This window comes from Ornithinimicrobium avium, assembly GCF_003351765.1.
Taxonomy (GTDB): Bacteria; Actinomycetota; Actinomycetes; order Actinomycetales; family Dermatophilaceae; genus Ornithinicoccus; species Ornithinicoccus avius.
Genome location: NZ_CP031229.1, coordinates 277,736 through 304,630 on the forward strand (window position 1 = coordinate 277,736; position 26,895 = coordinate 304,630).

The 26,895-nt window shown below is 72.6% G+C and carries 29 protein-coding genes and 1 tRNA gene; 19 read left to right on the top strand and 11 right to left on the bottom strand.

The genetic code is table 11. The features are described from left to right. Positions 1 to 26: 26 nt before the first annotated feature. Positions 27 to 356, bottom strand: coding sequence for a DUF6703 family protein (locus DV701_RS01280; RefSeq protein ID WP_114926753.1), 330 nt, complete (start codon positions 354 to 356; stop codon positions 27 to 29). 57 nt (positions 357 to 413) lie between these two features. Here DV701_RS01280 and DV701_RS01285 point away from each other — a divergent pair, with 57 nt between their 5' ends. Next, positions 414 to 1,814, top strand: a complete 1,401-nt coding sequence (locus DV701_RS01285) for a glycine--tRNA ligase (protein ID WP_114926754.1) — start codon at positions 414 to 416, stop codon at positions 1,812 to 1,814. A gap of 48 nt (positions 1,815 to 1,862) precedes the next feature. Here the strand turns inward: DV701_RS01285 and DV701_RS01290 are convergent, their stop codons facing one another. The 5 genes from DV701_RS01290 to DV701_RS01310 form a co-directional block, all read right to left on the bottom strand. Next, a complete protein-coding gene (locus tag DV701_RS01290; RefSeq protein WP_114926755.1) occupies positions 1,863 to 3,185 on the bottom strand; it encodes a TRAP transporter large permease in 1,323 nt (440 codons plus the stop codon). A 1-nt stretch (position 3,186) separates the two neighbouring features. Next, entirely contained in the window at positions 3,187 to 3,774 is a 588-nt protein-coding gene (locus tag DV701_RS01295; RefSeq protein WP_228255149.1) for a TRAP transporter small permease, read from the bottom strand. A 147-nt stretch (positions 3,775 to 3,921) separates the two neighbouring features. Further along, positions 3,922 to 4,941 carry a TRAP transporter substrate-binding protein gene (locus DV701_RS01300; RefSeq protein ID WP_114926756.1) on the bottom strand — a complete coding sequence of 340 codons (1,020 nt, stop codon included), beginning with the start codon at positions 4,939 to 4,941 and terminating at the stop codon, positions 3,922 to 3,924. Between the two features lie 138 nt (positions 4,942 to 5,079). Next, complete coding sequence (locus DV701_RS01305) at positions 5,080 to 6,705, bottom strand: acyl-CoA dehydrogenase family protein (RefSeq protein WP_114926757.1); 1,626 nt, start codon at positions 6,703 to 6,705, stop codon at positions 5,080 to 5,082. A gap of 23 nt (positions 6,706 to 6,728) precedes the next feature. Further along, positions 6,729 to 7,346 carry a LysE/ArgO family amino acid transporter gene (locus tag DV701_RS01310; protein WP_114926758.1) on the bottom strand — a complete coding sequence of 206 codons (618 nt, stop codon included), beginning with the start codon at positions 7,344 to 7,346 and terminating at the stop codon, positions 6,729 to 6,731. A gap of 110 nt (positions 7,347 to 7,456) precedes the next feature. Here DV701_RS01310 and dusB point away from each other — a divergent pair, with 110 nt between their 5' ends. After that, positions 7,457 to 8,656, top strand: coding sequence for a tRNA dihydrouridine synthase DusB (dusB, locus tag DV701_RS01315; protein WP_114926759.1), 1,200 nt, complete (start codon positions 7,457 to 7,459; stop codon positions 8,654 to 8,656). A 100-nt stretch (positions 8,657 to 8,756) separates the two neighbouring features. Then, a complete protein-coding gene (locus tag DV701_RS01320; protein WP_114926760.1) occupies positions 8,757 to 9,284 on the top strand; it encodes a type 1 glutamine amidotransferase domain-containing protein in 528 nt (175 codons plus the stop codon). Between the two features lie 3 nt (positions 9,285 to 9,287). On the opposite strand, the gene DV701_RS01325 is transcribed toward DV701_RS01320, so the two are convergent. Continuing rightward, on the bottom strand, positions 9,288 to 10,178 hold the full coding sequence (locus DV701_RS01325) for a sulfurtransferase (RefSeq protein WP_114926761.1): 891 nt from the start codon (positions 10,176 to 10,178) through the stop codon (positions 9,288 to 9,290). 41 nt (positions 10,179 to 10,219) lie between these two features. On the opposite strand from DV701_RS01325, the gene DV701_RS01330 reads away from it, so the two are divergent. Then, the gene (locus DV701_RS01330; protein ID WP_114926762.1) at positions 10,220 to 10,486 is read left to right on the top strand and encodes a DUF2277 domain-containing protein; all 267 of its coding nucleotides are present in this window, start codon (positions 10,220 to 10,222) and stop codon (positions 10,484 to 10,486) included. Continuing rightward, entirely contained in the window at positions 10,486 to 11,097 is a 612-nt protein-coding gene (locus DV701_RS01335; protein ID WP_202863594.1) for a hypothetical protein, read from the top strand. The genes DV701_RS01330 and DV701_RS01335 overlap by 1 nt, the downstream gene beginning before the upstream one ends. A 5-nt stretch (positions 11,098 to 11,102) precedes the next feature. Here the strand turns inward: DV701_RS01335 and DV701_RS01340 are convergent, their stop codons facing one another. After that, entirely contained in the window at positions 11,103 to 11,897 is a 795-nt protein-coding gene (locus DV701_RS01340) for an MOSC domain-containing protein (protein WP_114926763.1), read from the bottom strand. A gap of 49 nt (positions 11,898 to 11,946) precedes the next feature. On the opposite strand from DV701_RS01340, the gene DV701_RS01345 reads away from it, so the two are divergent. From DV701_RS01345 to DV701_RS01370, 7 genes are all read left to right on the top strand, one after another. Next, positions 11,947 to 13,215: a deoxyguanosinetriphosphate triphosphohydrolase gene (locus DV701_RS01345; RefSeq protein ID WP_228255150.1), complete on the top strand. Its 1,269-nt coding sequence runs from the start codon at positions 11,947 to 11,949 to the stop codon at positions 13,213 to 13,215. Between the two features lie 13 nt (positions 13,216 to 13,228). Next, positions 13,229 to 14,257 (top strand): NAD(P)H-dependent flavin oxidoreductase, encoded by a 1,029-nt coding sequence (locus tag DV701_RS01350; RefSeq protein ID WP_228255151.1) that lies wholly within the window; start codon positions 13,229 to 13,231, stop codon positions 14,255 to 14,257. Between the two features lie 203 nt (positions 14,258 to 14,460). Next, complete coding sequence (locus tag DV701_RS01355) at positions 14,461 to 14,967, top strand: SigE family RNA polymerase sigma factor (RefSeq protein ID WP_114926764.1); 507 nt, start codon at positions 14,461 to 14,463, stop codon at positions 14,965 to 14,967. After that, complete coding sequence (locus DV701_RS01360; RefSeq protein ID WP_114926765.1) at positions 14,964 to 16,397, top strand: AMIN-like domain-containing (lipo)protein; 1,434 nt, start codon at positions 14,964 to 14,966, stop codon at positions 16,395 to 16,397. Before DV701_RS01355 ends, DV701_RS01360 begins: the two co-directional genes overlap by 4 nt. Positions 16,398 to 16,487: 90 nt before the next feature. Continuing rightward, complete coding sequence (locus DV701_RS18625; RefSeq protein WP_228255152.1) at positions 16,488 to 17,240, top strand: response regulator; 753 nt, start codon at positions 16,488 to 16,490, stop codon at positions 17,238 to 17,240. After that, positions 17,177 to 18,142 (top strand): NAD(P)/FAD-dependent oxidoreductase, encoded by a 966-nt coding sequence (locus DV701_RS18630; RefSeq protein ID WP_228255153.1) that lies wholly within the window; start codon positions 17,177 to 17,179, stop codon positions 18,140 to 18,142. The genes DV701_RS18625 and DV701_RS18630 overlap by 64 nt, the downstream gene beginning before the upstream one ends. Before the next feature lie 11 nt (positions 18,143 to 18,153). Continuing rightward, on the top strand, positions 18,154 to 19,545 hold the full coding sequence (locus DV701_RS01370; protein WP_114926766.1) for an ATP-binding protein: 1,392 nt from the start codon (positions 18,154 to 18,156) through the stop codon (positions 19,543 to 19,545). Positions 19,546 to 19,563: 18 nt separating this feature from the next. Here DV701_RS01370 and ligD read toward each other — a convergent pair whose 3' ends face one another. After that, a complete protein-coding gene (ligD, locus tag DV701_RS01375; RefSeq protein WP_114926767.1) occupies positions 19,564 to 20,529 on the bottom strand; it encodes a non-homologous end-joining DNA ligase in 966 nt (321 codons plus the stop codon). Between the two features lie 3 nt (positions 20,530 to 20,532). Further along, positions 20,533 to 22,074 carry an MDR family MFS transporter gene (locus DV701_RS01380; protein WP_114926768.1) on the bottom strand — a complete coding sequence of 514 codons (1,542 nt, stop codon included), beginning with the start codon at positions 22,072 to 22,074 and terminating at the stop codon, positions 20,533 to 20,535. A gap of 177 nt (positions 22,075 to 22,251) precedes the next feature. On the opposite strand from DV701_RS01380, the gene dnaG reads away from it, so the two are divergent. The 3 genes from dnaG to DV701_RS01395 all read left to right on the top strand — a co-directional run bounded on the left by dnaG (position 22,252) and on the right by DV701_RS01395 (position 24,958). Beyond that, complete coding sequence (dnaG, locus tag DV701_RS01385; RefSeq protein ID WP_114926769.1) at positions 22,252 to 24,201, top strand: DNA primase; 1,950 nt, start codon at positions 22,252 to 22,254, stop codon at positions 24,199 to 24,201. Next, positions 24,201 to 24,785 (top strand): hypothetical protein, encoded by a 585-nt coding sequence (locus DV701_RS01390; protein ID WP_114926770.1) that lies wholly within the window; start codon positions 24,201 to 24,203, stop codon positions 24,783 to 24,785. The genes dnaG and DV701_RS01390 overlap by 1 nt, the downstream gene beginning before the upstream one ends. A 100-nt stretch (positions 24,786 to 24,885) precedes the next feature. Further along, positions 24,886 to 24,958, top strand: a tRNA-Asn gene (locus DV701_RS01395). Between the two features lie 157 nt (positions 24,959 to 25,115). On the opposite strand, the gene DV701_RS01400 is transcribed toward DV701_RS01395, so the two are convergent. After that, positions 25,116 to 25,322: a helix-turn-helix domain-containing protein gene (locus DV701_RS01400; RefSeq protein ID WP_114926771.1), complete on the bottom strand. Its 207-nt coding sequence runs from the start codon at positions 25,320 to 25,322 to the stop codon at positions 25,116 to 25,118. A 259-nt stretch (positions 25,323 to 25,581) separates the two neighbouring features. On the opposite strand from DV701_RS01400, the gene DV701_RS01405 reads away from it, so the two are divergent. From DV701_RS01405 to DV701_RS01420, 4 genes are all read left to right on the top strand, one after another. Next, complete coding sequence (locus tag DV701_RS01405; protein ID WP_228255154.1) at positions 25,582 to 25,779, top strand: CopG family transcriptional regulator; 198 nt, start codon at positions 25,582 to 25,584, stop codon at positions 25,777 to 25,779. Between the two features lie 62 nt (positions 25,780 to 25,841). Beyond that, entirely contained in the window at positions 25,842 to 26,141 is a 300-nt protein-coding gene (locus DV701_RS01410; RefSeq protein WP_324616623.1) for a type II toxin-antitoxin system death-on-curing family toxin, read from the top strand. Positions 26,142 to 26,221: 80 nt separating this feature from the next. Beyond that, positions 26,222 to 26,527: a type II toxin-antitoxin system RelE/ParE family toxin gene (locus tag DV701_RS01415; protein ID WP_114926773.1), complete on the top strand. Its 306-nt coding sequence runs from the start codon at positions 26,222 to 26,224 to the stop codon at positions 26,525 to 26,527. Further along, positions 26,524 to 26,820: an addiction module antidote protein gene (locus DV701_RS01420; RefSeq protein ID WP_114926774.1), complete on the top strand. Its 297-nt coding sequence runs from the start codon at positions 26,524 to 26,526 to the stop codon at positions 26,818 to 26,820. Before DV701_RS01415 ends, DV701_RS01420 begins: the two co-directional genes overlap by 4 nt. Positions 26,821 to 26,895: the final 75 nt, after the last annotated feature.

Here is a 26,895-nt window from a genome sequence, read left to right on the forward strand (position 1 = left end):
AAATGAGAATGATTGTCAATACGAGTTCAGGCGCGCGGCACCAGCTGGGTCACGGCGACGGCCACGAAGAGGAGCAGCACCGCCAGGCGCATGACCCGGTCCACGGTGCTCAGCCGCGGCCAGGACAGGTAGAGGAGCCAGAGGATGAACGCCAGGGCCACCCCGACCAGCACCCAGCCGACCACACCACCGAGGAACCCACCACCGACCATGAGCAGCAGGAGCACCAGGAAGGGCAGCCAGACGGGAAGCCGCGCGAGCAGCTCGAGGGCAGGCAGGGAAGCCTGCTCGACCCGGCGTCGCGTGGGACCGGGACCGGCGGAGGAGGCGGGCTCGGAGGAGGGCGCGGTAGACACGTCGCCAAGCGTAGTCCGTGGGTGGGACGCCCCTGGCGCACCCTTAGACTGACCCCCATGGCCAAGACCTCTACCGTCGACCTCGTCGTGTCCCTCGCCAAGCGTCGGGGCTTCGTCTTCCCCAGCGGGGAGATCTACGGGGGCACGAGGTCGGCCTGGGACTACGGGCCGCTCGGCGTGGCGCTCAAGGAGAACATCAAGCGCCAGTGGTGGCGCTCGGTGGTCCAGATGCGCGACGACGTCGTAGGCCTGGACTCCTCGATCATCCTGCCGCGGCAGGTGTGGGTCGCCTCGGGTCACGTCGGCGCGTTCTCCGACCCGCTGACCGAGTGCCAGTCCTGCCACAAGCGCTTCCGCGCCGACCACCTCCAGGAGGGCGTCGCCGACAAGCTGGCCAGGAAGGGCAAGCCGGTCGACCCCGACGACGTCCCGCTGGCCGACATCGCCTGCCCCAACTGCGGCAACAAGGCCTGGACGGAGCCTCGCGAGTTCAACATGATGCTCAAGACCTACCTCGGCGCGGTCGAGGACGAGTCGGGTCTGCACTACCTGCGCCCGGAGACGGCCCAGGGCATCTTCGTCAACTTCGCCAACGTCATGGGCGCGGCGCGCAAGAAGCCGCCCTTCGGCATCGCCCAGGTGGGCAAGAGCTTCCGCAACGAGATCACGCCCGGCAACTTCATCTTCCGCACCCGTGAGTTCGAGCAGATGGAGATGGAGTTCTTCGTCAAGCCCGGCGAGGACGAGGAGTGGCTCGAGTACTGGCTGGCCGAGCGGACCCGGTGGTACACCGACCTGGGCATCGCGCCGGAGAACCTGCGCCACTTCGAGCACCCGAAGGAGAAGCTCTCCCACTACTCCAAGCGGACCGTCGACATCGAGTACCGCTTCAACTTCACCGGCAGCGAGTGGGGAGAGCTGGAGGGCGTGGCCAACCGCACCGACTTCGACCTCTCCACGCACGCCGAGCACTCAGGGGCGGACCTGACCTTCTTCGACCAGACGACGGGGGAGCGCTACACCCCCTACGTCATCGAGCCGGCGGCCGGCCTGTCGCGGTCGCTGATGACCTTCCTCGTGGAGGCCTACACCGAGGACGAGGCGCCCAACACCAAGGGCGGCGTCGACAAGCGCACGGTGCTGCGCCTCGACCCGCGGCTGGCGCCGATGAAGGTCGCGGTGCTGCCGCTGTCCCGCAACGCCGACCTCTCGCCCAAGGCGCGCGACCTGGCTGCCGCCCTGCGGCAGCACTGGATGGTCGACTTCGACGACGCGGGTGCCATCGGGCGTCGCTACCGGCGGCAGGACGAGATCGGCACGCCGTTCTGCGTCACCGTCGACTTCGACACCCTGGAGGACCAGGCGGTCACGATCCGCGAGCGCGACACGATGAGCCAGGAGCGTGTCGCCCTGGACCAGGTCGAGGGCTACCTGGCGCAGCGTCTCGTCGGCTGCTGAGGCCGACGCCCGCCACCGGGGATGACGCGCGTCAGCGGATGAGCCATGTCACGGCGCCATGTCCATCAGCCCGAGGGTGGTCGGGAGCCACTCGGAGAGCGCCGGCACGAAGGCCACGACGAACAGGGCGACGACCAGCGCCCAGAAGAACGGCCACAGCCTGGAGATGAGGCCCTCCAGCCGGACGTCCCCGACGCGGGCCGCGACGAAGAGGTTGTTGCCGATCGGGGGAGAGATGTTGCCCAGGCACATGTTGAACACCATCATCGCGCCGAAGTGGATCGGGCTGATACCCAGCTCGGTGACCACCGGCAGGAAGATCGGGGTGAAGATCAGGATGGCCGGCGTCGGGTCCATCACCGTCCCGGCGAGGAGCAGGACGACCATGATGATCAGGACGATGATCACCTTGCTGTCGGTGAGCCCGAGCATCGACTCCGCGACCATCCCTGGGAGCCGGGCGAAGGAGAGCACCCAGCCCAGGACGCCCGACATCCCGATCAGCAGCATGATGATGCCGGTGACCTTGGAGGCCTCCAGCAGCACGCTGGGCAGGGAGCTGACGGGCAGCGTGCGCTGCGCGAGGCCCAGCGCCAGGCAGTAGAGCACGGCGATGACGGCCGACTCCGTCGCGGTGAACAGGCCCGCGAGGATGCCGCCGATGACCACGACGATCATGAGCAGCGCGGGCAGGGCGCGCAGGAAGACGATGATCGCCTGGCCGACGGTCGGGCGCTCGCCGGTGCCCTTGAGCTCCGGGTGCTTGCGGGCGTAGAGCGCCACCATGACGATGCAGACCAGTGCCCACAGCAGGCCCGGCCCGACGCCCGCCATGAACAGCGCGGCGATCGAGCTGCCCGACACCAGCGAGTAGACGATGAAGGTGTTGCTGGGCGGCAGCAGCATCCCGGCCGGGGAGGACACCGCGTTGATCATCGCGGAGAACTTCGGGTCGTAGCCGGCCTGGCGCATCGGCGGGTTGAGGACGGTGCCGACCGCGGCGGCGGCCGCGACAGAGGCGCCGGAGACGGTACCGAACATGGCGTTGGCCACGACGGTCGTCTGCGCGAGCGAGGCCGGTAGCCGGCCGGAGACCACGAGGGCCAGGTCGATGAGCCGTTGGGCTATCCCTCCTGTGTTCATCAGGCCTCCGGCGAGGATGAAGAACGGTATCGCCAGCAGCGGGAAGGAGTTGCTGCCGGCCAGGATCCGCTGCGCCGAGGTCAGCGCTGCCCCGTCCCAGCTGAGGAGGATGACGATGGCGAGGGCCGAGGGCAGGCCCATCGCGTAGGCGACGGGCAGCCCGATCGCGATGAAGAGGGCGATGCCGCCGATGAGGACGATCGTGGCGATGAGGACCTGGGTGTCCATGTCAGATCGCCTCCGCGTTCTCGTCGAACTCCGGCGTGGCCGACTCCGCGCCGGAGAGGATACCGATCACGTGGTAGACGGAGTAGAAGAGGATGAGCACCCCGGCCACCGGCATCACCAGGTAGACCTGGCCGACCGTGATCGGCAGCGTCGACAGGTGCTGGTTCCAGGCGTTCAGCGCGATCCTCCAGCCGCCCCAGACGAAGGTGAAGGCGGTGAAGAAGATGACGATCGCCTCGATCAGCAGGCCCATGACCAGCTGCCCGCGCGCCGGCAACTTCTCGACCAGCATCTCGACCGCGATGTGCCCGCGCTCGGAGAAGACGTAGGCCGCGGCGACGAGCGCCAGGACGACGAAGGTGTAGCGGGCCGCCTCCTCGGTCCACGGCGCCGAGAAGTTGAGGACCTCGCGGGTGAAGACCTGCCAGGAGACGATGAGGACCAGCGCCGTGAAGACCACGATGCACAGCGCGGCGAGGACCAGGTCCACGACGCGGCGCACGGCGCGCAGCGCGGACATGAGCGGGCCCCAGCGCACGGGTCCCTCGGGTGGGGCGTCCTCGCCCTTCGGTGGTGGTTCGGTGCTCATCGTTCCTCCTGGCCGCCCTTGGTGGGGAGCCGTGATGTCGGGGTGTGGCGTGGGGGGCGAGTGGTGCGTGCCTCGGGATATGGCTAGGGGGCGCCGTGCGACATCAGCCGTCCGGCGCCCCCATGCGTTGCGTTGGTGAGCTGGAGACTACTCTCCGGCCGCCTTGATGCCGTCGTACAGCGCGCGCTGCGTGTCCGTGGTGACGAACTCCTCGATCATCGGGGAGAGGGCGTCGGCGAAGGCGCCGGCGTCGACCTCGGTGAACGTCGCGCCGCCGGACTCGGCGTCGGTGATGGCCTTCTCGGTGGCTTCGTTCCACAGCTCGGTGTGGTACTTCCAGGTGTTCTGCCAGGCCTCGTCGAAGGCGGCGCGGTCCTCCTGCGACATCGCGTCGAGCACCGGGGTGCTGGCGATCAGGAAGTCCGCGCCGATGAGGTGACGGGTGTAGGAGAAGTAGGGCGCGACCTCGAAGTGCTTCTGGGTGAAGTAGGAGACCTCGTTGTTCTCGGCGCCGTCGATGACGCCGGACTGCAGGCCGGTGTAGACCTCGCCGAAGGCCATCGGCGTGGCGGAGGCGCCGAGCGCCTTCATCATCGAGATGAAGACCGGGCTCTCCTGCACCCGGATCTTCAGGCCCTGCATGTCCGCGGGGGTCTGGACGGGGCCGTCCTTGGTGTAGAAGCTGCGCGCACCCTGGGTGATGCCACCGACGACGCTGAAGTTCTGGGAGTCCTCGAGGCTGGCGTAGACGTCGCCGACGACGTCCGCGTCGTTGATGATGCTCATCTGGGAGTCGACGGAGTCGAAGACCGTCGGGAGGCTGAACACGACGAAGTCGTCGTTGAGGTTCTCCAGCTGCGGCGCGGACACGATCGACAGGTCGACGCTGCCGTCGCTGACCAGCTGGATGGTCTCGTCCTGGGCGCCCAGCGTGGCGTTCGGGTAGACCTCGATGTCCCAGCGGCCGTCCGTGGCCTCGTTGAGGTCCTCCCCGAAGGCCTCCAGGGCGATGTAGGAGGGGTGGTCCTCGGTCTGGTTGAGGGCCAGCTTCATGGTCTTGCCGTCACCCCCGGCGCCGGCTCCGTCACCCGAACCGCCGCAGGCGGCGAGAGTGAGGGCCGCAGCAGTGGCGATACCGGTGAGTGCGAGTCGGGACGTGGTCCGCATGGGTTCTCCTTCGAGCACGGGGACGGGAGGGTGGGGCTCCGTCTGCGTGCCATTCAATCGGCGGGCCACCGGGCATGCCAACAGTTGCCGTTCGTTGCCTCGCCGTCGCACGGCGCGCGTCGCGTCCTGTCGCGGGACTCAGTGCCGGGCGAGGATCGCGGCGGTGTCGGTGCCGCGGGGCAGCACGCCGTACAGGTGGCTGCCGGCCGGGCCCAGGCGGGAGGCGACGAACGCGTCGGCCACCGCGGCGGGCGAGAGACGCACCAGCAACGAGGCCTGCAGCGCGAGGGCCAGCGCCTCGACCAACCGGCGCGCCTCGGCCGCCGCCTCGTGCGGGGGCGCCGACGTCAGCCTGGCGGCCAGCTCGCCGGTGCGGCGCAGGTGCTCGTCGAGCAGGCGGTGCCCGCCCTGCGCCCGGCCCACCTCGGCCTCGAACGCCTTGAGCGCCCGCGGCTCCCGGGCCAGCGTGCGCAGGACGTCGAGCGCGATGACGTTGCCCGAGCCCTCCCAGATCGCCATCACCGGCTGCTCCCGGTAGCGCATGGCCAGCGGGAACTCCTCGACGTAGCCGTTGCCACCGAGGCACTCCATCGCCTCGTAGGCGTGGCCGGGCCCGCGCTTGCACACCCAGTACTTGGCGACGGCGGTCGCGAGCCGGCGCAGGGCCACGTCGTCCTCGTGGTCCTGGTCGGCGTCGTGGGCACGCGCCAGCATCAGCGCCGTGGTGGTGGCCGCCTCCGACTCCAGCGCGAGGTCGGCCAGGACGCCGGTCATCGCGGGCTGGTCGACCAGCGTGGCGCCGAAGGCCGACCGGTGGCGGGCGTGCCACAGCGCCTCGGCGACGGACTGCCGCATACCGGCCGCGGTGCCGAGCACGCAGTCCAGACGGGTGCGGGCGACCATCTCGATGATCGCCCGCACCCCGCGACCGGGCTCGCCGAGGAGGTGGCCGACCGTGTCCTCGAGCTCGATCTCCGCCGAGGCGTTGGAGCGGTTGCCCAGCTTGTCCTTGAGGCGCTGGATCCGGAAGGTGTTGCGGGTGCCGTCCTGCAGCGCGCGGGGGACCAGGAAGCAGCTCAGCCCCTCGGGCGCCTGCGCGAGCACGAGGAAGGCGTCGGACATGGGAGCGCTGCAGAACCACTTGTGACCGGTCAGCCGGTGGGTGCCGTCCCCGGCGTCGACCGCACGGGTCGTGTTGGCGCGCACGTCCGAGCCGCCCTGCTTCTCGGTCATCGCCATCCCGAGGAGCGCCGAGCCCTTGCCGGCCCCCAGGACGGGGTCGTAGTCACGGCTGAGCACCCGTGGCAACCAGGCCTGCGCGAGGTCGGGGGAGAGCTGCAGGCTCGGCACCGCGGCGTGCGTCATCGACACGGGGCAGGCATGACCGGGCTCCACCTGCGCGAACATCATGAACGTCGAGGCGCGCGCGACCGAGGCACCGGGTCGAGGGTCGGCCCAGGCAGCCGTGTGGGCGCCGCGCGCGACGGCCTCGCCGATGATGCGGTGGTATGCCGGGTGGTAGTCCACCTCGTCGACCCTGCGGCCCCAGCGGTCGTGGGTGCGCAGCACGGGCGGGTTGCGGTGGGCCGCCGCGGCGTCGGCCTGGAGGTCGGCGCTGCCCACCAGCCGGCCGACCTCCTGCAGCTCCTCGAGCGCCCAGGAGGCGTCGTGGCGCCGGACGCCCTCCAGGAGCGGGAGGTTGGTCGCGAGCTCGTCGACGTCGACGCGCGGCGGCGGCTGGTTGGTGACCTCGTGCGTGGCCATGGTCCGGACGCTACCGGGCCTGACTACGCGCCCACGAGCAGGCCCACGCCGATCGTCCCCATGACCACCGCGATCACCCCGTCGAGCAGCTGCCAGGAGCGCGCCCGGGAGAAGAAGGGCGCCAGCCGGCGCGCGCCCAGCCCCAGCACCGAGAACCACAGCGCGCTGCCGGTGACGGCGCCGGCGTAGAACCACCACCGCCCTGCTTCGCCGTGGCCGTTGGCGATGGTGCCGAGCATCGTCACGTCCAGGTAGACGTGCGGGTTGAGCAGCGTCAGCGCCGCCATCGTCGCCAGCGAGGCCGCGACCGGCCCGCCGCGCGAGGAGGTGGTCGCGACGTCGAGGGCCTCGCCCGGGTGGAGCGCACGCCAGGCCGCGCTCAGGCCGTAGCCGATGACGAACAGGCCCCCGCCCCACCGGGCGAAGGACAGGAACCCCGGCCAGGCCTCCACCACCGCGCCCACGCCTACCACCGCGAGGCCGATGAGCACGGCGTCCGCCAGCGTGCAGAAGAGCACCAGAGGCAGGACCGGTGCGCGACGCAGCCCCTGGCGCAGCAGGAAGGCGTTCTGCGCGCCGATGGCCACGATGAGGCCGAGGCCGGTCAGCAGGCCCGTCAGCAGCACGGTGGAGGAGGTCACGCGGACGACGCTAGCGGCCGGGGCCGGGCGCGGTGCGAGGCGACCCGCCCGGGCTGCGTTAGCGGCGACGATTCGGGGCAGACGCCCGGCGGTGGGACAATCGAGCCGTCATGAGCACCGCCACCGCACTCCTGCCGCCCCTGCAGATCGGGCCGCACACCATCGACTCACCGGTGGTGCTGGCCCCGATGGCCGGCATCACCAACCGGCCCTTCCGCCAGCTGTGCCGCGAGTACGGTGCCGAGGGGGCGGCCGCAGGCGGGGCGTCCGGCTCGTCGGCGCTCTACGTCAGCGAGATGATCACCTCCCGCGCGCTGGTCGAGCGCACGCCGGTCTCGATGAAGCTCATCGAGCACGGTCCCGAGGAGTCGCCGCGCTCGGTGCAGCTCTACGGCGTGGACCCGGCGACGGTCGGCGCCGCGGTCCGGATGCTGGTGCAGGAGGACCGCGCCGACCACGTCGACCTCAACTTCGGCTGCCCGGTGCCCAAGGTCACCCGCAAGGGCGGCGGCTCCGCCCTGCCCTGGAAGACCGAGCTCTTCCGCGGCGTCGTCCGCGCCGCCGTGCGCGAGGCGTCCGCCGGCGGGCTGCCGGTCACCGTCAAGATGCGGGTCGGCATCGACGCCGACCACCACACGTTCCTCGACGCCGGGCGGATCGCCGAGGCCGAGGGCGCGGCGGCCGTTGCGCTGCACGCCCGCACGGCGGCCCAGGCCTACTCCGGGCAGGCCGACTGGAGCCGGATCGCCGAGCTCAAGGCAGCAGTCACCACGATCCCGGTCCTCGGCAACGGGGACATCTGGTCCGCCGACGACGCCGTGCGCATGGTCGAGCAGACCGGCTGCGACGGGGTCGTCGTCGGCCGCGGCTGCCTCGGCCGGCCGTGGCTGTTCACCGACCTGGCCGCCGCCTTCGCCGGCTCCCGGGTCCGCGTCGAGCCGACCCTCGGTGAGGTGTGCCGGGTGCTGCGGCGGCACGCCGAGCTCCTCGTCGCCTTCCATCACGAGGAGGCCAAGGGCTGCCGCGACATCCGCAAGCACATCGCCTGGTACACCAAGGGCTTCCCCGTCGGCGGCCAGGTGCGCCAGCAGCTCGGCCTCGTCCACACACTGGCCGACCTCGACCGGCTCATCGACGGCCTCGACCCGGAGCAGCCGTGGCCCCACGAGGGTGCCGACGGCCCGCGGGGCCGTGCCGGCTCCTCCCGGATCGTCGCCCTGCCCGACAGGTGGCTCGACTCCCGCGACCTCGACGACGCGCAGCGCGAGGCGGTCGCCGTGGCCGAGCCCGACGTGACCGACGGCGGCTGAACCGCCCGGTCGGCTGCCGCCGGTCCTCCCGCGCTGCGCCGCCGGGGACCGCTGGTTACGGTGGAGGCGGACCCCGCACGACGATCGAAGGAGCGAGCAGATGGCACGGCTGGACGGCAAGGACATCGCCTTCCTGGTCACCGACGGCTTCGAGGACAGCGAGCTGACCAGCCCGTGGGAGGCGGTCGTGGAGGCTGGCGGCACGCCGCACCTGGTCTCCCCCAAGGACGGCTCCGTGGAGGGCAAGAAGGGCCACGTCCAGCCGGTCGACGTCGCCGCGGCCGGCGCGTCGGCCGGGGACTACGACGCGCTGGTGCTGCCCGGCGGCACCGCCAACGCCGACAAGATCCGGATGGACCAGGACGCCGTCGCGCTGACCAAGGCCGTCGTCGACGCGGGCAAGCCGGTGGCGGTGATCTGCCACGGCGCCTGGATCCTCACCGAGGCCGACGCGGTGCGCGGACGCACGATGACCTCATACCCGTCCCTGCGGACCGACCTGCGCAACGCGGGGGCGACCTGGGTGGACCAGGAGGTCGTGGTCGACGACTGGCTGGTCAGCAGCCGCAACCCGGGCGACCTGCCGGCCTTCGGCCGGGAGCTGGTTGAGCGCTTCGCCCAGGGGTGAGGCTCAGGCAGGACCGGTCGCGACCGGGCGGCCGGGGTCGCTGATCCAGTCGCTCCAGCTGCCCACGTAGACGGCGGGGCGGTCCAGGCCGCGCGCCTCCAGCGCCAGCGCGACGTGCGCCGCGGTGACGCCCGAGCCGCAGTAGACCGCCGAACGTGCGCCCGGCGAAGCCCCGGCCGAGCGCACCCTGCCCGCCACCGCCGCAGCCGGAAGGAAGGCGCCGTCCTCGTCGAGCAGCTCCGTCGAGGGCATGCTGCGAGCGCCCGGGATGTGCCCGGCGACCGGGTCGACGACCTCGTTCTCGCCGCGGAAGCGGTCGGCCGGGCGGGCGTCGAGCAGCTGACCGCCGTCGGCCAGCCAGCGGGCCACGTCGGCCGCGTCGAGCAGCTCGCGGCCGCCCGCGGTCAGCTCGACGTCGCCCGCGCTGACGTCTGCCTCACCGGTCGCGACGGGCAGCCCCGCCCGCGCCCAGGCCGCCAGGCCGCCGTCCAGCACCCGCGCAGGCACGCCGTAGTAGCTGGCCACCCACCATGCACGCGCCGCGGAGACGGAGGTCCGCGCGTCGTAGAAGACGACGGGACGCCCCTGCCGCACCCCCGCGGCGCGCAGCCCCTCGCGCACCCGCTCCGGCGCCGGCATCGGGTGCCTGCCGCCCTCACCGGACTCGGCCACCGGGTCGGACAGGACGCTCTCCAGGTCGAGGAAGGCCGCGCCCGGCAGGTGTCCCTCGAGGTAGGCGGCACGGTTGCTCTCCGCGCCCGAGCCCAGCGACCAGCGCACGTCCACCAGGGTCGGGGCGTCGTCCCCGTCCAGCTGGCCGGCCAGCTCGTCCGGATCGACCAGCGGTCCGGCCGCAGGGGTGGGAGGAATGCTCGTGCCCGGTGTCGGTCCCATGGAGCAGACAGTAGCCGGGCGCGCGTGGCAGGGTCTGAGGCATGTGTCGCAACATCCGACCGCTGAACAACTTCGCACCCCCGGCGACCACCGAGGAGGTCCGGGCCGCCGCCCTGCAGTACGTGCGCAAGGTCGCCGGAGCCACGAAGCCCTCGAAGGCCAACGAGGCCGCCTACGCCGACGCGGTGCGGCGGGTCGCGGCGGCCACGCAGGACCTGCTGGACAGCCTGGTCACCACCGCCCCGCCCAAGGACCGCGAGGCCGAGGCCGCCAAGGCCCGGGCCCGGGCGCAGGCCCGGTACGCCTAGTGGTCGCGACCCGGCCGCCGCTGCGCGCCACGTCCCCCGTCCCGCTCCCGGCGGAGATGCTGCCCGGGGCGCTGCCGCTGGGCACCGACGTGCGCGTGCGCAACGTCCTCAACTGGATCAACCTCTCGACCCCGCTCGGCCTGCTCGTCGCGGGGGCGGGCGGCTGCCGGGTGCGCCGCGGACCCGAGCGCTGCTTCCTGGCCGACCGCTACCGCTGGTCGTTCCCGGCCGCCGGTGCGTTCACCGTCGGCGACGTCGTCATCAGCCGCCACGACCTCGACCTGCTCGTCGCCCGGCGGCCGACCCTGATCCGCCACGAGCTGGTCCACAGCCGGCAGTGGGCGTACTGCCTGGGGCTGCCCTTCCTGCCGTTCTACGTCGCCTCGATGGGCTGGTCGTGGCTGCGGACGGGGGACAGGGCGGCCCGTAGCTTCTTCGAGCAGCAGGCCGGGCTCGATCTCGGCGGCTACCGCGACGTGCCGCCGCGCCCGCTGGGGCCCGTGCTCCGCGACGGCGCGCGCCGCCTGCGCGAGCTGGTCGTCGGTCGTCGCGGGCTCGACGCCGGCGTGGACCTGGGCACGTCCGAGGGCGACGCGCCCCGTCCTGGCTGACCCGGTCAGCCAGGCACCACCGGATCGCCCACGCGCAGGGTGCCGACCCCGAGCGGGACGAGCCGGGTGCCGAACCAGGTCTTGCCCTCCCAGCTGCGGTGGCGCGCCAGCGTGGCCGTCGGCTCCTTGCCGCCGACGAGGGTCTGCGGGTCGATCGTGGCCATCACGCACCGGTCGCACGTCTCGGCCGTGCGCAGCTCCACGTCCCCGAGCCGGACGCTGCCCCAGCCGTCCTCCTCGAACGGGTCTTCGCCGTCGACCACGACGTTGGGGCGGAACCGGCCCATCGACAGCACCGGCTCCTCACCCACCCACGCCTGGAGCCGGGCCAACGAGCTCTGCGAGGTCAGCAGCAGCGGCCCGGCGTCGGCCAGCGAGAGCGTGTCCCCGTCCAGCCCGCCGTGCGCGCCGGAGACGCGCCGCACGGTGGGGTCCTCCTGCCAGACCAGCCGCAGCGGCCGGCCGACGCGCTCGGCGATCCACCAGTTGACGTCCTCGTCCGCCGGTGCCGCGAAACCCTGCCGGGAGTGGCTCACCGGCACCGGTGGGACCCCCAGCGGCGTGTCGACCAGGATGCTCCCGCCGTCGCGGTCGTGGATCCGGATCGTCTCCTCGTCCACCTGCGTGGCACGCAGCCCCAGCAGCGCGTGCTCCTCGCGGGCCGTGACCTTCTCGCCCGCCTCGTCGACCAGCGCCCAGCGCCGGTCCCCGGCCGGACCCCACGGCTCGACCTCGACCTCCTGGACCTGCTGGCCGGCGAGCGACTTGACCGGATAGACCCACAGCTCGGTGATACGCACGCACCCAGCCTCGCACGACCGCCGGGGTGCACCGCATACCCTGTCGAGGGTGAGCACCCCGACGGACGGCGACGTGGCAGGGTATGCCGCCACCGACCGGGAGCGCTGGGTCGCCGAGGACCCCGCGCAGAAGCGCTCGGACCGGCACGACTTCGCCCGCGACCGCGCCCGCGTGCTGCACTCGGCGGCGCTGCGCCGGCTGGCGGCGACGACCCAGGTGGTGCGCCCGACCAGCGACGACTTCGTGCGCAACCGGCTGACCCACTCCCTGGAGGTCGCCCAGATCGGGCGCGAGTTCGGGGCCGCGCTCGGCTGCGACGCGGACGTCGTCGACACCGCCTGCCTCGCCCACGACATCGGCCACCCGCCCTTCGGGCACAACGGCGAGGCGGCGCTGGACGAGCTGACGGCCGGCATCGGGGGCTTCGAGGGCAACGCCCAGACGCTGCGGGTGCTGACCCGGCTGGAGGCCAAGCGGTCCCACCCGGACGGGCGCCCCGCGGGGCTCAACCTGACGCGCGCCAGCCTCGACGCCGCCACCAAGTACCCCTGGCAGCGCGGCGGTGGGCCCGACCACCGGTCGCGCAAGTTCGGGGTCTACGCCGACGACGCCGAGGTCTTCGCGTGGGTGCGGACCGGGTCGCCCTCGCAGGCCCCCCACCGCCGCTGCCTGGAGGCGCAGGTCATGGACTGGTCCGACGACGTCGCCTACTGCGTGCACGACGTCGAGGACGCGATCGCCTCCGGGCGGGTCGACCCCGCCGCGCTGCGCTCGCCGGAGGTGCAGACCGTGGTCGCCGAGCTGGCCCGCGACTGGTACGCCCCCGACCTGGAGGTCGGGGCGCTCCGGGCCGCGCTGCAGGAGGTGCTCGCCACCGGGTGGGTGCCCGAGCGCCACGACGGTCGGCGCGCGGACCTGGCCGCCCTGAAGGACATGACCTCCCGGCTCATCGGCCACTTCGTGCACACCGTCGAGCTGGCCACCCGCGAGCGCTACGGCGACGGGGTGCTCAGCCGCTACTCCGCCGACCTCGTGGTGCCCGACGTGGTCCGCGCGCAGGCGGCCGCGCTCAAGGCGGTCGCCGCCCACTTCGTCATGCTGAGCGAGGAGCGCCGCACCGTCATGGACGCCGAGCGGGCCGTCATCGCGGCCCTGGTCGAGGCCTACCGGCGCGACCCCGGCACCCTGGACCCGGTCCACCGCGAAGCCTACGACGCGGCGCCCGACGACGACGCCGCCCTGCGGGCGGTCGTGGACCAGGTGGCCAGCCTCAGCGACGCCCGAGCCCTCGTCGTCCACCGTGGCGGCACCACCTAGCAGGAGGTATGGAGTGAGTCTGCTGAGCGACCTCGCGGTCCCCGTCGTCAGCGCCCCCATGGCGGGCGGGGTCAGCCTCCCGCCGCTCGTGGCAGCGGTCTGCGAGGCGGGCGGGCTGGGCATGCTGCCGGCCGGCTACCGCACCCCCGAGCAGGTGGCGGGGGACGTCGTCGACGTGCGCGACCTCACGGCGCGGCCGTTCGGGATCAACCTGTTCGTGCCGCACCGGGTGGACCGGGCCGCGCACGAGGCCGCCGTCACGGCATACCGTGACGCCCTGCTGCCTCGGGCCGCGGCGCTCGGCGTCGATCCGGGCACCCCGTCCTGGGGCAGCACCGACCACTGGGCGGACAAGGTGGCGCTCGTGGAGACCTTCGCCCCGGCGGTGGTGTCCTGCACCTTCGGGGTGCCCGGCGCGGACGCCGTGGCGCGCTGGCGCGCGGCCGGCTGCGAGGTGCACGTCACGGTCACCTCGGGCGCGGAAGCGTTGGCGGCGCACGCGGCCGGCGCGGACGTGCTCGTGCTCCAGGGCCACGAGGCCGGTGGCCACCGGGGCAGCCACGACCCGCTGGCCGACCCGGAGGTCGTCGACCACCTGGGCCTGCTGGAGGTGGTCCGCTCCGGGGCCGCCGGCGAGCTCCCGCTCGTGGCGGCCGGCGGTGTGACGACCTCCGGCGACGTCCGTCGTGCGCTCGAGGCCGGGGCGGTCGCCGTGCAGGTCGGCACCGCGCTGCTGATGGCCGACGAGGCGGGCACCACGTCGACCTACCGGCGTGCGCTGCGCGACCCCTCGCTGACCGAGAGGGTCACCACCCGGGCCTTCACCGGGAGGGTCGCCGGCGCGGTCCGCAACGCCTTCGTCGACGAGATGGGGCCCCTGGCACCAAGCGCGTTCCCGGTCGTCGGGCAGGTCAGCTCCCCGGTCCGCAGGGCGGCGGCCGAGGCGGGCGACGTCCAGGGCGTCCACGTGTGGGCGGGCAGCGGCTGGCGGGCCATCCAGGAACGGCCCGCGGCCGAGATCGTGCGAGAGCTGACCGGGTGAGTGCCCGAGGGCGCCGAGAGGTTCCGGACGTGGCGGCCGCGTGCGGCGAGGCGGTCACCTGCGCGTTGCGCGGCTGGGAGGACGGCAGGCCGCTGGCCCTTCCCGGCTACCCACCCCGGGGGGCAGACTGAACCATTCGGAGCCCTCGTGCGACACGGTGGGTGAGCGGGTCCGGCGGCGGCGAGTGAGAGGTCAGGGCAGACATGGTGACGACCGACCCGGCGTACACCGACTTCGTCCTGGCCCGGCAGGCCCAGCTGCGGCGCGCCGCCTACCTCATGTGCGGCGACGCGACGACGGCCGAGGACCTGCTGCAGGAGGCGCTCGTCGCCCTGGCCTCACGGTGGGAGTCGGTGGACCACCCCGACGCCTTCGTGCGGCGGGTGATCTACCGGCAGCGGGTCTCGCTGTGGCGCAGGACCCGGCGTGAGGTGGTCTCCGGTCACCTTCCCGAGCGCTCCATGGCCGACGGCACGGAGGAGCGCGCCAGGGACCAGGAGGTGCACGACGCACTGCGGACGCTGCCGCCACGGCAGCGGGCGGCGCTGGTCCTGCGCTACTTCGAGGACCTGACCGAGGCGCAGACCGCCGAGGTCATGGGGATCAGGATCGGGACGGTCAAGAGCCTGTCCCACCAGGCCGTGGCCCGGCTGCGCGAGGAGCTGACGGCCGGGCGGGCCGAGCAGCGGGAGAAGGAAGGCACACGATGAGCGAGCTGCGGGATCGGGAGCTCCATGACCTGCTGGACGGTGCCGCCGACCTGCTGGACGGCGGCGCGGACCTCGGGGGCGGGATGGACGTGGACCGTCAGTGGGCCGCGGGTCGGCGGCGGCGCGCCCGCCGCGGGGCGGGTGCGGCGATCGTCGCCGGCGCGGCGATCGTCACCGCCGTGGGCGTGGCGGTGCAGACCGGCCTGGCGGGCGGGTCCGGCACGGCGCCGACCGCCCCGGCCGCGGTGCCGGACGGATACACCACCTTCGTCTTCGCAGCGCCCGACGTCGTCGGCGCGCAGTCATCGCAGAGCGGGACGGAGCAGCCCACCGTCCCGTCGGCCGGCGCGCTGGAGGGCACCTCCTGGGTCCTGGCCGAGGACCTGTGGGGGACCAGCACCCCGGCGGCAGAGGTGGTGGGCGCCGACCCGCGAAGAACGACCCTGGAGTTCGGCGATGCTGCCGGGCGCGGGTGGGGTTTCGCCGCGGACGACTGCGGCGGTGGCTGGTTCCAGCAGGACCTCACGCTGTCCGCGGAGGGACGCTTCCCCGCCGGCGACCTGGCGACCGACGACCAGGGCTGCCCGGAGGACGCGCAGGCCGCCGAGGACTTCTGGATCCACACGCTCTCCCGGGGCGGCTACCTGCGCGAGCTCGGCGACGACTGGCTGCTCGTCTCCGTGGTGGTCCCTCCGGCGTCCACCACCGACGCTCCGAGCACGGACGAGCCGAGCACGGACGCTCCGAGCACGGACGCGCCGAGCACGGACGCGCCGAGGACCGACGCGCCGAGCACGGACGCGCCGAGCACGGACGCTCCGAGGACCGACGCGCCGAGGACCGACGCGCCGAGGACCGAGCGCCCGGAGCCCACGGGGAGCTCGGACGGCACGGCGGCCCCGACCGGCGCCGACGGCACCACCGCGCCCACGAGCGGCGGCACCGCCTCCGGCGCCCCGGGCGCCGTCGCCGGGCCGGCGTTCGTCGACCCCCTGGAGGAGTCGGTGGGCCAGCCGTGGCCGGGAGCCGGCGGCGACCTGTTCGCCCCCACGCTCCGCGCCGGACGGCACGACGGGTTCGACCGGGTGGTCCTCGACCTCACCGGGACCGACGACCCGGGCTGGCGGGCGGCCTACACCGACGCCCCCACCCTCGACGGCTCCGGAGCACCGGCGGGGGTCGCGGGCGACAGCGTCCTGGGGCTCGTGCTCACCGGCATGGCCTACCCGGACCCCGGCTCGGACGTCTACGCGGACGGCACCCTCGTGCTCGAACCCGGCGACCTGGGCGGGGTGGTCCAGGTGCGGCGGACGACGCCCTTCGAGGGCACGCTGCAGGTGTTCGTCGGGGTGCGGGGCGAGCCCCGTCCCTACCGCGTCTTCGTGCTGCACGACCCGTTGCGGCTGGTCGTGGACGTGCGGACCGGCTGAGCCGCCCTCCGGCGGTGGCCCGCGCACCCTGGCGCCGACGACGCCCGACGGCCTATGCTCCACCTAGTTCGTGACGTCGGAAGGGCACGCATGAGCAAGCCAGCGATCCTGACGGCCGACGACGACCCGATGGTGTCCGCAGCCATCACACGCGACCTGCGCCAGCGCTACGGCGCCGACTACAGGGTGATCGGTGCGACGTCCGGCCAGGAGGCGCTGGACGTGCTGGACCGGCTCGCCCTGCGCGAGCAGCCGGTCGCCCTCATCGTCACCGACCAGCGCATGCCGGGAATGAGCGGCATCGAGCTGCTGGAGCGCGCACGCCCGCAGGCGGCCGGTGCCAAGCAGCTGCTCCTCACCGCCTACGCCGATACCGAGGCCGCGATCCGGGCGATCAACGACGTCGGGCCGGACCACTACCTGCTCAAGCCGTGGGACCCGCCGCAGGAGCGCCTCTACCCGGTCGTCGACGACCTGCTCGACGACTGGCGGCACGCCAACCCCGACCTCAGGTCGCAGGTCCGCGTCGTCGGCGTCCGGTGGTCCGAGGAGGCGCACCTGACCAAGCACTTCCTGGTGCGCAACCACGTGCCCTACCGGTGGATCGACGTCGAGCAGGACGAGGAGGGGGAGCGGCTGCGCGCGGCGGCGAAGGCCGGTCCGGCGGACCTCCCGCTCGTGCTGCTGCCCGACGGCCCGACGCTGAAGGCACCCAGCAGCACCGAGCTGGCCACGGCGCTGGGCCTGCGCACCCGGGCCGAGCAGCCGCTCTACGACCTGTGCATCGTCGGCGGCGGGCCCGCCGGCCTGGCCTCGGCCGTGTACGCCGCGTCCGAGGGCTGAGCACGGTCGTCGTCGAGCGCGAGGCGCCCGGCGGCCAGGCGGGGCAGAGCGCCGCGATCGAGAACTACCTCGGTTTCCCGCGCGGACTGAGCGGTGCCGATCTGACGCACCGAGCAGTGGCCCAGGTCGCCCGGTTCGGAGCCGAGATGGTGGTGGCCCGCGACGTCGTCGGCCTGGAGCAGCGCGGGCCCGTGCGGGCGGTCCTGCTCGACGGCGAGGGGGAGATCGAGGCCCGGGCCCTGGTCGTCACCACCGGTGTCTCCTACCGCCGCCTGGAGGGTGAGGGGCTCGACGAGTTCACCGGGCGCGGCGTCTACTACGGGGCGACCGCCAGCGAGGCGAGCCAGTGCGAGGGCGACGAGGTCTACGTCGTCGGCGCCGCGAACTCCGCCGGGCAGGCCACGCTCAACCTCGCGCGGCACGCCCGGAAGGTTGTCGTGCTGGTGCGCGGCGAGTCGACGGCCGCCTCGATGTCGCGGTACCTGGTCGACCGGATCGAGGCGGCCGAGAACATCGAGGTGCGGCACCGCACCGAGGTGGTCCGGGGACGGGGCGACGGTCACCTGGAGGAGATCACGCTGCGCGACCGGGACACCGGGCAGGAGGAGCAGGTCGCGACGAGCTGGGTGTTCGCCTACATCGGCGCGGTCCCCCGCACCGACTGGCTGGGTGAGTCCGTGCTGCGCGACACCAAGGGCTTCGTGCTGACCGGGCCCGAGCTGGCGCACGCCGACGGGCACGGATGGGGCCTGGAGCGTCCCCCCTTCGCCCTGGAGACGAGCCTGCCCGGGGTGTTCGCCGCCGGCGACGTGCGGTTGGACTCCATGAAGCGGGTCGCCTCTGCCGTCGGCGAGGGCGCGATGGCGGTCCACTTCGTCCACCGCTATCTCGCCACCACCTGAGAGGCAGAGCCGTGCACGCAGAGGACCTCCGGGCCATCGACCTCTTCGCCGGCCTTACCCTCGAGCAGCTGGCCGAGCTGGTCGCGGCCGGGCGCGAGACGTCCTTCGGTCGGGGTGAGCTGCTGTTCGCCGAGGGTGCCTACGCCTACTCCTGGTGGGTGCTCGTCGAGGGCGAGGTCGACCTGCGCCGCCGCACCACCGACGAGGACATGCTGGTCGGACGGATGGACGCGCCCGGCAAGTGGGCCGGCGGCTTCCGCGCCTGGGTCGAGTCCGGCGTCTATCTCGCCACCGGGATCGGGGCCGGGCCGGGCCGCATGCTGGAGGTCCCCTCGACGGCCCTGCGCGACCTCACCGACGCCTGGTTCCCGTTCGGCGGCCACCTCATCCGGGGTCTCTACGGGCTCGCGCTCTACATCGAGGCCACCGCCCGCCAGCGTGACGCGCTGGCCACGCTCGGCAAGCTCGCCGCAGGCCTCGCCCACGAGATCAACAACCCCGCGGCGGCGGCGGCCCGCGCCGTCGACTCGCTCGGGGCGGCCGACGACCGACTGCTGAGCTCGCTGACCGAGCTGGGCCAGCACGGCATCTCCCCGGAGCAGTTCGTCGCTCTCGACACGCTGCGACGCGACCTGGCCGCCCGGCCGGCACCGCCGCACGTCGACCTGGCCGACCTCGAGGACGTGCTCGTCGAGCGCCTGGAGCGCGACGGGGCCGACCGCACCTGGGAGCTGGCCCCGGTGCTGGCCAGCGCCAGCGCCGACGTGGCCTGGTGCGACCAGCTGGTCGGCGTCGTCGGACGGGGCGCCGTGCAGGCCGGGCTGGACTGGATCGTCAGCAGCCTGGAGAGCGGCATGCTGCGGGCCGAGATCGCCGAGTCCACGCGACGGATCTCCGAGCTCGTCACCGCGGTGCGGTCCTACTCCCAGCTGGACCGCGCGGCACTGCAGCGCCTCGACGTGCGCGAGGGCATCGAGAGCACGCTGCTGGTCCTGGGCCACCGGCTCAGGGAGGGCGTGGAGGTGGTCCGCGACTACGGAGAGGGGGTGCCGCGCATCGAGGCCTTCGCCGGTGAGCTCAACCAGGTCTGGACCAACCTCGTCGACAACGCCATCGACGCCATGGACGGCCGCGGGACCCTGCGTCTGACGTCACGCCCGGGCGAGGACGGCGGGGTCGTGGTCGAGATCGCCGATACCGGCCCAGGCATGCCGCAGGAGGTCGTCGGCAGGGCGTTCGAGGCGTTCTACACGACCAAGCCGGTGGGCAAGGGGACCGGCCTGGGCCTGGACATCGCCCGACGCATCGTCGTCGAGCGGCACGGCGGGGCGATCGAGATCGAGTCCGAGACGGGCAGCACGGTCATGCGCGTCCGGCTGCCGGCGCGACCGCCCACCCACTGACGGGCGGCGGCCGACGGGTCAGTCAGGGTCCGGCTCCGGAGCCGGCTCCGCCCCCTCGGCCTCGTCGCGCGCCGCCCACTCCAGCAGCGGCGCGATGTCGAAGACGGCGTCGTCGATCCCCGCGTGCAGGTCGCCCAGCTCGCCGAAACGGGCCGGCATCGTCAGCACCGTGAAGTCGCCGGGGTCACAGTCGGGGACCTCATCCCACGTCATCGGCGCCGAGACCCGCGCGTCGGGGGTCGCGCGCACGGAGTAGGCCGCAGCGATCGTGTGGTCCCGGGCGTTCTGGTTGAAGTCCACGAAGACCTTGCGCGGGTCCCGGTCCTTGCGCCACCACGTCGTCGTCGCCTCGTCCGTGCGTCGCTCCACCTCGCGGGCGAAGGCCAGCGCGGCCCGGCGCACGTCGCCGAACCCGTGATCGGGAGGGATGCGCACGTAGACGTGGATGCCCTTGCTGCCCGTCGTCTTCGGCCAGCCCACCGCCCCCAGCTCGTCGAGCACCTCCTTGGCCACACCGCATACCCGACGGACGGTGGCGAAGTCGCAGTCGTCGCCGGGGTCCAGGTCGATCCTCCACTCGTCGGGCTGCTCCACGTGGCCGCGGCGGCTGTTCCACGGATGGAACTCCACGCACGACATCTGCACCGACCACACCACCTGCGCCAGCTCGGTGACGCACAGCTCGTCGGCCGTCCGGTTCCACCGCGGGAAGGTGACACGGACCGTCTCCACCCAGTCCGGCGCGCCGCGGGGCAGCCGCTTCTGGTGCACCCGCTCCCCGGCGATGCCGTCGGGGAAGCGGTGCATCATGCACGGCCGTTCGCGCAGTGCCCTGACGATCCCGTCGCCGACCGACTCGTAGTAGCGGACGAGGTCGAGCTTGGTCAGTCCGGGGTCGGGGAAGTAGACCCGGTCCGGGTTGCTGATCCGCACCGTGCGTCCACCGACCTCGACCTGCGTCGCCGGGCTCGTGGGGGAGGCCATGCCTCAGCCTAGCGAGGCGGGGGTATGCAGCTGGCTCTCGTCGGTGCCGTCCGTCCCGTCGGTGGCCTCGGGGTCTCCCACGGTCGCCTCCTCCTCCGGGGAGCCGGCGCCGACCGGCTCGCCACCGGGGCCACTGCGCACGAAGAGCGAGACGAGCACGACCACCACGGCGAGGCCGACACCGACGATGAGTGCCGCGCGCACGCCTGCCTCCATCGCGGTGTCCGGCACGCTCCCGCCGGAGAGGAGTGCGGCCTGGCGCCAGGCGAGGACGGCGATGGACAGCGCGGTGCCGGCGGCGGCGGCCACCTGCTGGACGGTGCCGAGCAGGGCGCTGCCGAAGGCGTACATGTGCCGGGGCAGCGCGCCGAGACCGCCGGTGAAGGCGGGGGTCATCATCAGAGCAAGACCGACGCTGGCGGTGACATGCCCGAGGAGGAAGGGCCACCATGGGTCGAACAGGGTCGCCGCGGTCATTGCGACCAGCGCCACGAGCAGGACCAGCGCGCCCGGGATGACCAACGGCCGGCCGCCGAGACGGTCGAACCAGCGGCCGACCCGCGGGCCGAGCAGGCCCATGATCAGGCCGCCGGGCATGAGGAGCAGCCCGGTCTGGAGCACCGAGAGGTCACGGACCTGCTGGAGGTACAGGGGCAGCAGGATCATCAGCCCCATCATGCTCATGAAGGCGAGCGAGCTCAGGGCGAGGGCCACGGTGTACTGGCCGTGGCGCAGCACCCGCAGGTCGAGCAACGGGGAGCCGGAGCGCTGCAGCCGCAGCTGGCGCCAGCCGAACAGCGCCAGTCCGAGCAGGCCGACGAGGACCGCGACGGGAGCGGGGAGGAGCGGGGCCGGACCCTCCCCGGTGCCGCCGCCCGCCTCGGCGAGGCCGTAGACGAGCGAACCGGAGCCGACCGCGGTCAGCACCACGCTGAGGCCGTCCAGGCGGGGCCGGGGACCGTCGGGGTCGGTGACCTCCGCGACACGCAGCGCGCGCAGGCCGAGCAGGGCGACGACGACCGCGATCGGCAGCACCAGGCCGAAGAGCCAGCGCCAGTCGAGCCACTGCAGGACCAGGCCGGAGACGGCCGGGCCCAGCGCCGGGGCGACCGCGATCGCCAGCGTCACGTTGCCCATGATCCGGCCGCGCGCGTTCGGCGGCACGAGGTTCATGAGCGTGGTCATCAGCAGCGGCATCATGATCGCGGTGCCGCCGGCCTGGACGACGCGGCCGGCGAGCAGGAAGGGGAAGCTCGGCGCGACGATGGAGGCGGCCGTGCCGAGGATGAACAGGCCCATGGCCAGGCGGAACGCCGAGCGCACCCCGAGCCGCTGGAGCAGCCAGCCGGTCGTGGGAATGACCACGGCCAGGGTGAGCATGAAGCCGGTCGAGAGCCATTGGGCGGCGCGCTCGTCGATGCGCAGGGAGTCCATCAGCTGGGGCAGCGCGTTGACCAGCAGGGTCTCGTTGAGGATGACGACGAAGGCTGCCACGACGAGGGTGCGCAGCACCGTGGTCGTCGCCGCGGGGAGAGGCTCGTGCATGGGTGGTCAGACCTTCGATGTCGTCGTGGGTCGTCCCCGGTGCGTCCGTCGTCCGTCCTGACGGGCCGCCGGGCACCCGCCTGTGGGCGGGTGACAGAGGGCCAACGCTGCCCGACCTAGACTCCTTCCCACAACCAGATTCTTTTTGCCAGGCCGGTGCTGCCGAGGAGGTGCGTGATGGCCCGTCGGATCAAGCCCGAGGACGTGCAGGTCGTCAAGGACCGCGCCTCGATCGAGGACGTCGTGCGCGAGCACGTCACGCTGCGCGGCGGGGGAGTGGGCACCCTGAAGGGTCTGTGCCCCTTCCACGACGAGAAGACGCCCTCCTTCACGGTGCGTCCGGCGGTCGGCTACTTCCACTGCTTCGGTTGCGAGGAGGGCGGCGACGTCCTCGACTTCGTGCAGAAGATCGACCACCTGACCTTCGCCGAGTCCGTCGAGCGGCTGGCCGACCGGCTCGGCATCACCCTGCGCTACGACGAGACGGGTCCCGGCACAAGGGGCGGGCGCGACGACGGGCAGACCGTCCCGACCGGGCAGCGGACCCGACTGATGGAGGCGCACAGGGTGGCCGAGGAGTTCTACCACCATGCGCTGCTGGACGGTCCCGAGGGACGGGCGGCCCGGGCGTTCCTGCGCGACAAGGGTTTCGACGGCGACCACGCCCGTCAGTTCATGGTCGGCTACTCCCCGAACTCCGGTGAGGCTCTCGCGCGCCACCTGCGTGAGAAGGGCTTCACCGAGCAGGAGATGGTCGTCGGCGGTCTGGTCGGCCGGGGCTCGCGCGGTCTGTACGACCGCTTCAGGGGCCGGGTGATGTGGCCGATCCGCTCGATCGCCGGCGACACCGTCGGGTTCGGGGCACGCCGCCTCTACGACGACGACCGGATCGCGGCGAAGTACCTCAACACCTCCGAGACGCCGATCTACAGGAAGACGGCCGTCCTCTACGGGCTCGACCTGGCCAAGAAGGCGATCGCGACCGAGCGCCGCGCGGTCGTGGTGGAGGGCTACACCGACGTGATGGCCGCGCACCTCTCCGGGGTCGGCACGGCGGTGGCGACCTGCGGGACCGCCTTCGCCGACGACCACGTCACGATGCTGCGGCGCATCCTTCGCGACGAGGCGGGCCGGGCGCCGGCGCGCGTCGTGTTCACCTTCGACGGCGACGCCGCCGGGCAGAAGGCGGCGATGCGGGCCTTCGAGCACGACGAGCGCTGGGCGGCGCAGTCCTTCGTCGCGGTGGCCGAGGAGGGCCAGGACCCCAACGACCTGTGGCTGCGCGGTGGGCCGGAGGCCGTGCAGGCGCTCGTCGAGGGCGCGATCCCGATGTTCGAGTTCGCGGTGCGGACCACGCTTGCTCCTTACGACCTCACCCTGGCGCAGGAGCGGGTCCAGGCGATGCGGGCCGTCGCCCCGATCCTGGCGGGGGTCAAGGACGCCGCCCTGCGCCCGGAGTACGTGCGCGACGTGGCCGGCTGGATGGGCGTGGACCCCTCGGCGCTGACGGTCGAGGTGCAGCGCAGCGGGACCCGCAGGGGCGACCGCGGGCGTCCCGCGCGCGGCCACCCCACGACCGTCGGCCAGGGCGAGTCCGGGCACGGGGGGTCCGGCCAGGAGGGGCCGCCGGCACCGGCTCCCGACCTCACCGACCCCGTGCAGGTCGCCGAGCGTAACTTGCTCCAGGTCGCGCTGCAGTATCCGCTGGCGATTTTCGCCGAGGACATGGACGAGCTGCCCGCCGGACAGCTGCGGGCGCCGGTGCACCAGGCGGTCTGGCACGCCCTCCAGCAGGCCGGCGGCGTCTGGGCCGCGGACGGGCTGAGCGCGGCCGCCTGGAACCAGGCGGTCCTCGCGCAGACCCCGCCGCTGGTGCGGCCGTTGGTGCACGAGCTGGCGGTCGCCCCGCTGCCGACCCGCCTGGACGCCGAGACCGGGATGCCGCCGACGGTCTACGTCGACTCCCTGGTGCTGCGGGTGCGGCTGGCCGGCCTGGAGCAGCGGATCGCGGCGACGATGGGCATGGCCCAGCGCGAGCCCGAGGGCTCGCCCGAGGCGCGCAGGCTCGTCGAGGAGCTGATGGGACTGCAGCGCGAGCGCGCTGCCCTCAAGGACAGGATGAGCTGATGGCGCTGCGCGACCGCTTCCGGAGGAAGACGCTGGACGGACCGGTGGTGCGTCCCGAAGAACGACCCGACGATGTGCCCCGGGCGGTGCTCGCCGACCTGGGCCGCGGCGAGCAGGTGCTGGCCAGTGCGCGCGAGGACGACGGTGGACGCTGGGTGGTGCTCACCACCTGGCGACTGCTGGAGCGGACGCCCGAGGGGGAGACGCTGCTGGACCGGCCCTGGCACCTGGTCGACACCGGAGCCTGGGACCCCGAGGCATGGACGCTGTCGGTGAGCTTCGTCGACGGCCACGAGCCGCGCGGGTGGCGGCTGCAGCGGCTGACCGGCCCCGGACGCGTGGCGGGAGTCTTCCGGGACCGCACCACGGCCAGCGTCGTGCTGACCCGCGCCGTCGACCTCGGGCCCCGCCGCACCGCGCGGGTCACCGTGCGCAAGGTGCTGCGCACCCGTGAGCTGCGCGAGCAGGTGATCCTCGGTCACGGTGCGCGTGCCGGCGACCCGGACCTGGCCGCACGCGTGCTGGCGGCCCGGCAGGAGCTGCGCGACCAGACCGGCATGGACCCGCTGCCGCAGCGCCCCTGACGGCGTCGACCCACCGGCGCCGACCGGCGCCCGCTGGTGATGACGACCGGATTTCGGGAGGGGACAGGACGGCTGCTAGGGTGTGTCCTCGCTGCACCATTCCCCTGTAGCTCAATTGGCAGAGCAGCCGGCTGTTAACCGGCAGGTTGTTGGTTCGAGTCCAACCGGGGGAGCGCTGGGAAAAGGCCCCTGACCTGCGGAAACGCAAGTTCAGCGGCCTTTTCGTTTTCGGGTGCAGCGACTATGCATCGTTCGTAGCTGATTGCCTCCTCGACCGAGAGGAGCCGTCATGACCCTTCTCGGTCGCTTCTGGGCACGCATCTGACCCCCTCAGCCGGTCCGGCGCCACCCTCCGACTGGCCGGGCGTCGATGAACCTCTCGATCGAGTCGAGCTTGATCCGCAGCGTCTTGCGCCCGAGCCGGACGGCGTCGAGGTGCCCGTCGGCGATGTAGCGGCGAACGGTTTTCGTCGAGACCGCGAGGACGTCGGCCGCCTCGGCCAGCGACACGAGCTTGCGGGTGAAGGTGGCAGCCATGGTCGTCTCCTGGGTGAGGGGCGGCCCGTGTGGCCGCACTCATCCCCCAAGGCCGCTGGGTAGCCGCGAGTGGCCACTTACGTCTGCCGCACGCCCAGCGCTCGAGGCGCAAGGCCGGCGCCTGCCGAACCCCCTCCGCATGTGTGCTTAGCGGTGTTCCCTGAACAGCATGAATCGGGCAACAGAGGCGAGCGTCTCCACCGCGGCACACGCGCGGCCTGAGCGTCAGATACCAGAGTGATACCATGGCCCAATGGCGATGACTCTGCGACTGTCTCCGGAGGACGAGCGAGCCTTGGCAGCCCTGGCCGAGGCCGAGGGTGTCAGCAAGCAGGAGGCGACGGTGCGGGCGATCCGGGAGGCGGCCGCACGGCGCGGGCACGAGGAGCGTGTGCGTGAGCTGTCCGCACGTGGGCGAGAGCGGTACGCGGACCTGCTCGAGCGTCTCGGACGCTGACCCGTGGAGTACGGACGACCGAGGACCTGCTCACCCTGGCAGCGGACCTGGGCGTAGGTCCGATCCAGGACCTTGGCCTGCTGGATTCGGCGGCCCACCGCCCCAGCTCCAGCGTCTTCGGACATGACGCCTACCAAGACATCGATGCCAAGGCGGGCGCGCTGCTGGAGTCCATCGTCGTAAACCACCCGCTCGTCGATGGCAACAAGCGCCTGGGATGGCTCGCGGTAGTCGTGTTCTACGGACTCAACGACATCGATCTCCATGCACCAGACGACGACGCATACGACCTGGTCATCGCCGTCGCCAGCGGCACGGCCGACCACCATGTGGCAGCTCGCCACTTGGCCAAGTGGCACTAGCCGGAACTAGCGGCCCGCGGCAAAACAGTGCGTCACGGGACGGCTTGCACGACAAACTTGGTGTCAACTACAGTTCACATATGGTGCAGGTCGTCCGATCCGCAACGTTCGATCGATGGCTGGGCAAGCTGAAGGACCAACGTGCGGCCGCGCGCGTGCTGGTCCGGATCAACCGGCTCGCGGCGGGTAACCCCGGCGACGTCAAGCCTGTCGGGCAGGGCGTCAGCGAGATGCGAATCAACTACGGCCCGGGATATCGCATCTACTACCTGACCCACGACGACCGGGTCGTCCTGCTGCTGACCGGTGGCGACAAGTCGACCCAGGAAACAGACATCCGCAAGGCCCACGACATCGCCGCCGAATGGAAAAGGAACCGACCATGACCAACGAGACATTCGCCCCCTTCGACAGCGCGGACTACCTCAACACCTTCGAGGACGTGGCCGCCTACCTGGAAGCGGTCCTGGAAGAAGCCGAGGATGACCCGAAGGTCATCGCTGCCGCGCTCGGAGCCATCGCTCGCTCTCGCAACCTGAGCGAGATCGCCCGACAGGCCGGGATGAGCCGAGAAGGCCTGTACAAGGCACTCTCCGCGGACGGAAACCCCTCATTGGCAACCGTGGTCAAGGTTGCCCATGTCCTTGGCCTACGGTTGCACTTCGAAACTATCGCCTGACGCATTCAGCACCGCCCCGGTTGCGGCAGAGTCGGGTCTTTGATGCGGCCCTCAGGTGTTGCCTTTCGCCTGCCG

Coding starts and splice junctions, on each gene's coding strand:
- DV701_RS18625 (WP_228255152.1), top strand. CDS start 16,488: ATGAGCAAGCCAGCGATCCTGACGGCCGACGACGACCCGATGGTGTCC.
- DV701_RS01305 (WP_114926757.1), bottom strand. CDS start 6,705: ATGGCCACGCACGAGGTCACCAACCAGCCGCCGCCGCGCGTCGACGTC.
- DV701_RS01285 (WP_114926754.1), top strand. CDS start 414: ATGGCCAAGACCTCTACCGTCGACCTCGTCGTGTCCCTCGCCAAGCGT.
- DV701_RS01415 (WP_114926773.1), top strand. CDS start 26,222: ATGGTGCAGGTCGTCCGATCCGCAACGTTCGATCGATGGCTGGGCAAG.
- DV701_RS01290 (WP_114926755.1), bottom strand. CDS start 3,185: ATGGACACCCAGGTCCTCATCGCCACGATCGTCCTCATCGGCGGCATC.
- DV701_RS01405 (WP_228255154.1), top strand. CDS start 25,582: ATGACTCTGCGACTGTCTCCGGAGGACGAGCGAGCCTTGGCAGCCCTG.
- DV701_RS01420 (WP_114926774.1), top strand. CDS start 26,524: ATGACCAACGAGACATTCGCCCCCTTCGACAGCGCGGACTACCTCAAC.
- DV701_RS01325 (WP_114926761.1), bottom strand. CDS start 10,178: ATGGGACCGACACCGGGCACGAGCATTCCTCCCACCCCTGCGGCCGGA.
- dnaG (WP_114926769.1), top strand. CDS start 22,252: ATGGCCCGTCGGATCAAGCCCGAGGACGTGCAGGTCGTCAAGGACCGC.
- DV701_RS01360 (WP_114926765.1), top strand. CDS start 14,964: ATGAGCGAGCTGCGGGATCGGGAGCTCCATGACCTGCTGGACGGTGCC.
- DV701_RS01355 (WP_114926764.1), top strand. CDS start 14,461: ATGGTGACGACCGACCCGGCGTACACCGACTTCGTCCTGGCCCGGCAG.
- ligD (WP_114926767.1), bottom strand. CDS start 20,529: ATGGCCTCCCCCACGAGCCCGGCGACGCAGGTCGAGGTCGGTGGACGC.
- DV701_RS01380 (WP_114926768.1), bottom strand. CDS start 22,074: ATGCACGAGCCTCTCCCCGCGGCGACGACCACGGTGCTGCGCACCCTC.
- DV701_RS01300 (WP_114926756.1), bottom strand. CDS start 4,941: ATGCGGACCACGTCCCGACTCGCACTCACCGGTATCGCCACTGCTGCG.
- DV701_RS01330 (WP_114926762.1), top strand. CDS start 10,220: ATGTGTCGCAACATCCGACCGCTGAACAACTTCGCACCCCCGGCGACC.
- dusB (WP_114926759.1), top strand. CDS start 7,457: ATGAGCACCGCCACCGCACTCCTGCCGCCCCTGCAGATCGGGCCGCAC.
- DV701_RS01400 (WP_114926771.1), bottom strand. CDS start 25,322: ATGGCTGCCACCTTCACCCGCAAGCTCGTGTCGCTGGCCGAGGCGGCC.
- DV701_RS01390 (WP_114926770.1), top strand. CDS start 24,201: ATGGCGCTGCGCGACCGCTTCCGGAGGAAGACGCTGGACGGACCGGTG.
- DV701_RS01295 (WP_228255149.1), bottom strand. CDS start 3,774: ATGAGCACCGAACCACCACCGAAGGGCGAGGACGCCCCACCCGAGGGA.
- DV701_RS01320 (WP_114926760.1), top strand. CDS start 8,757: ATGGCACGGCTGGACGGCAAGGACATCGCCTTCCTGGTCACCGACGGC.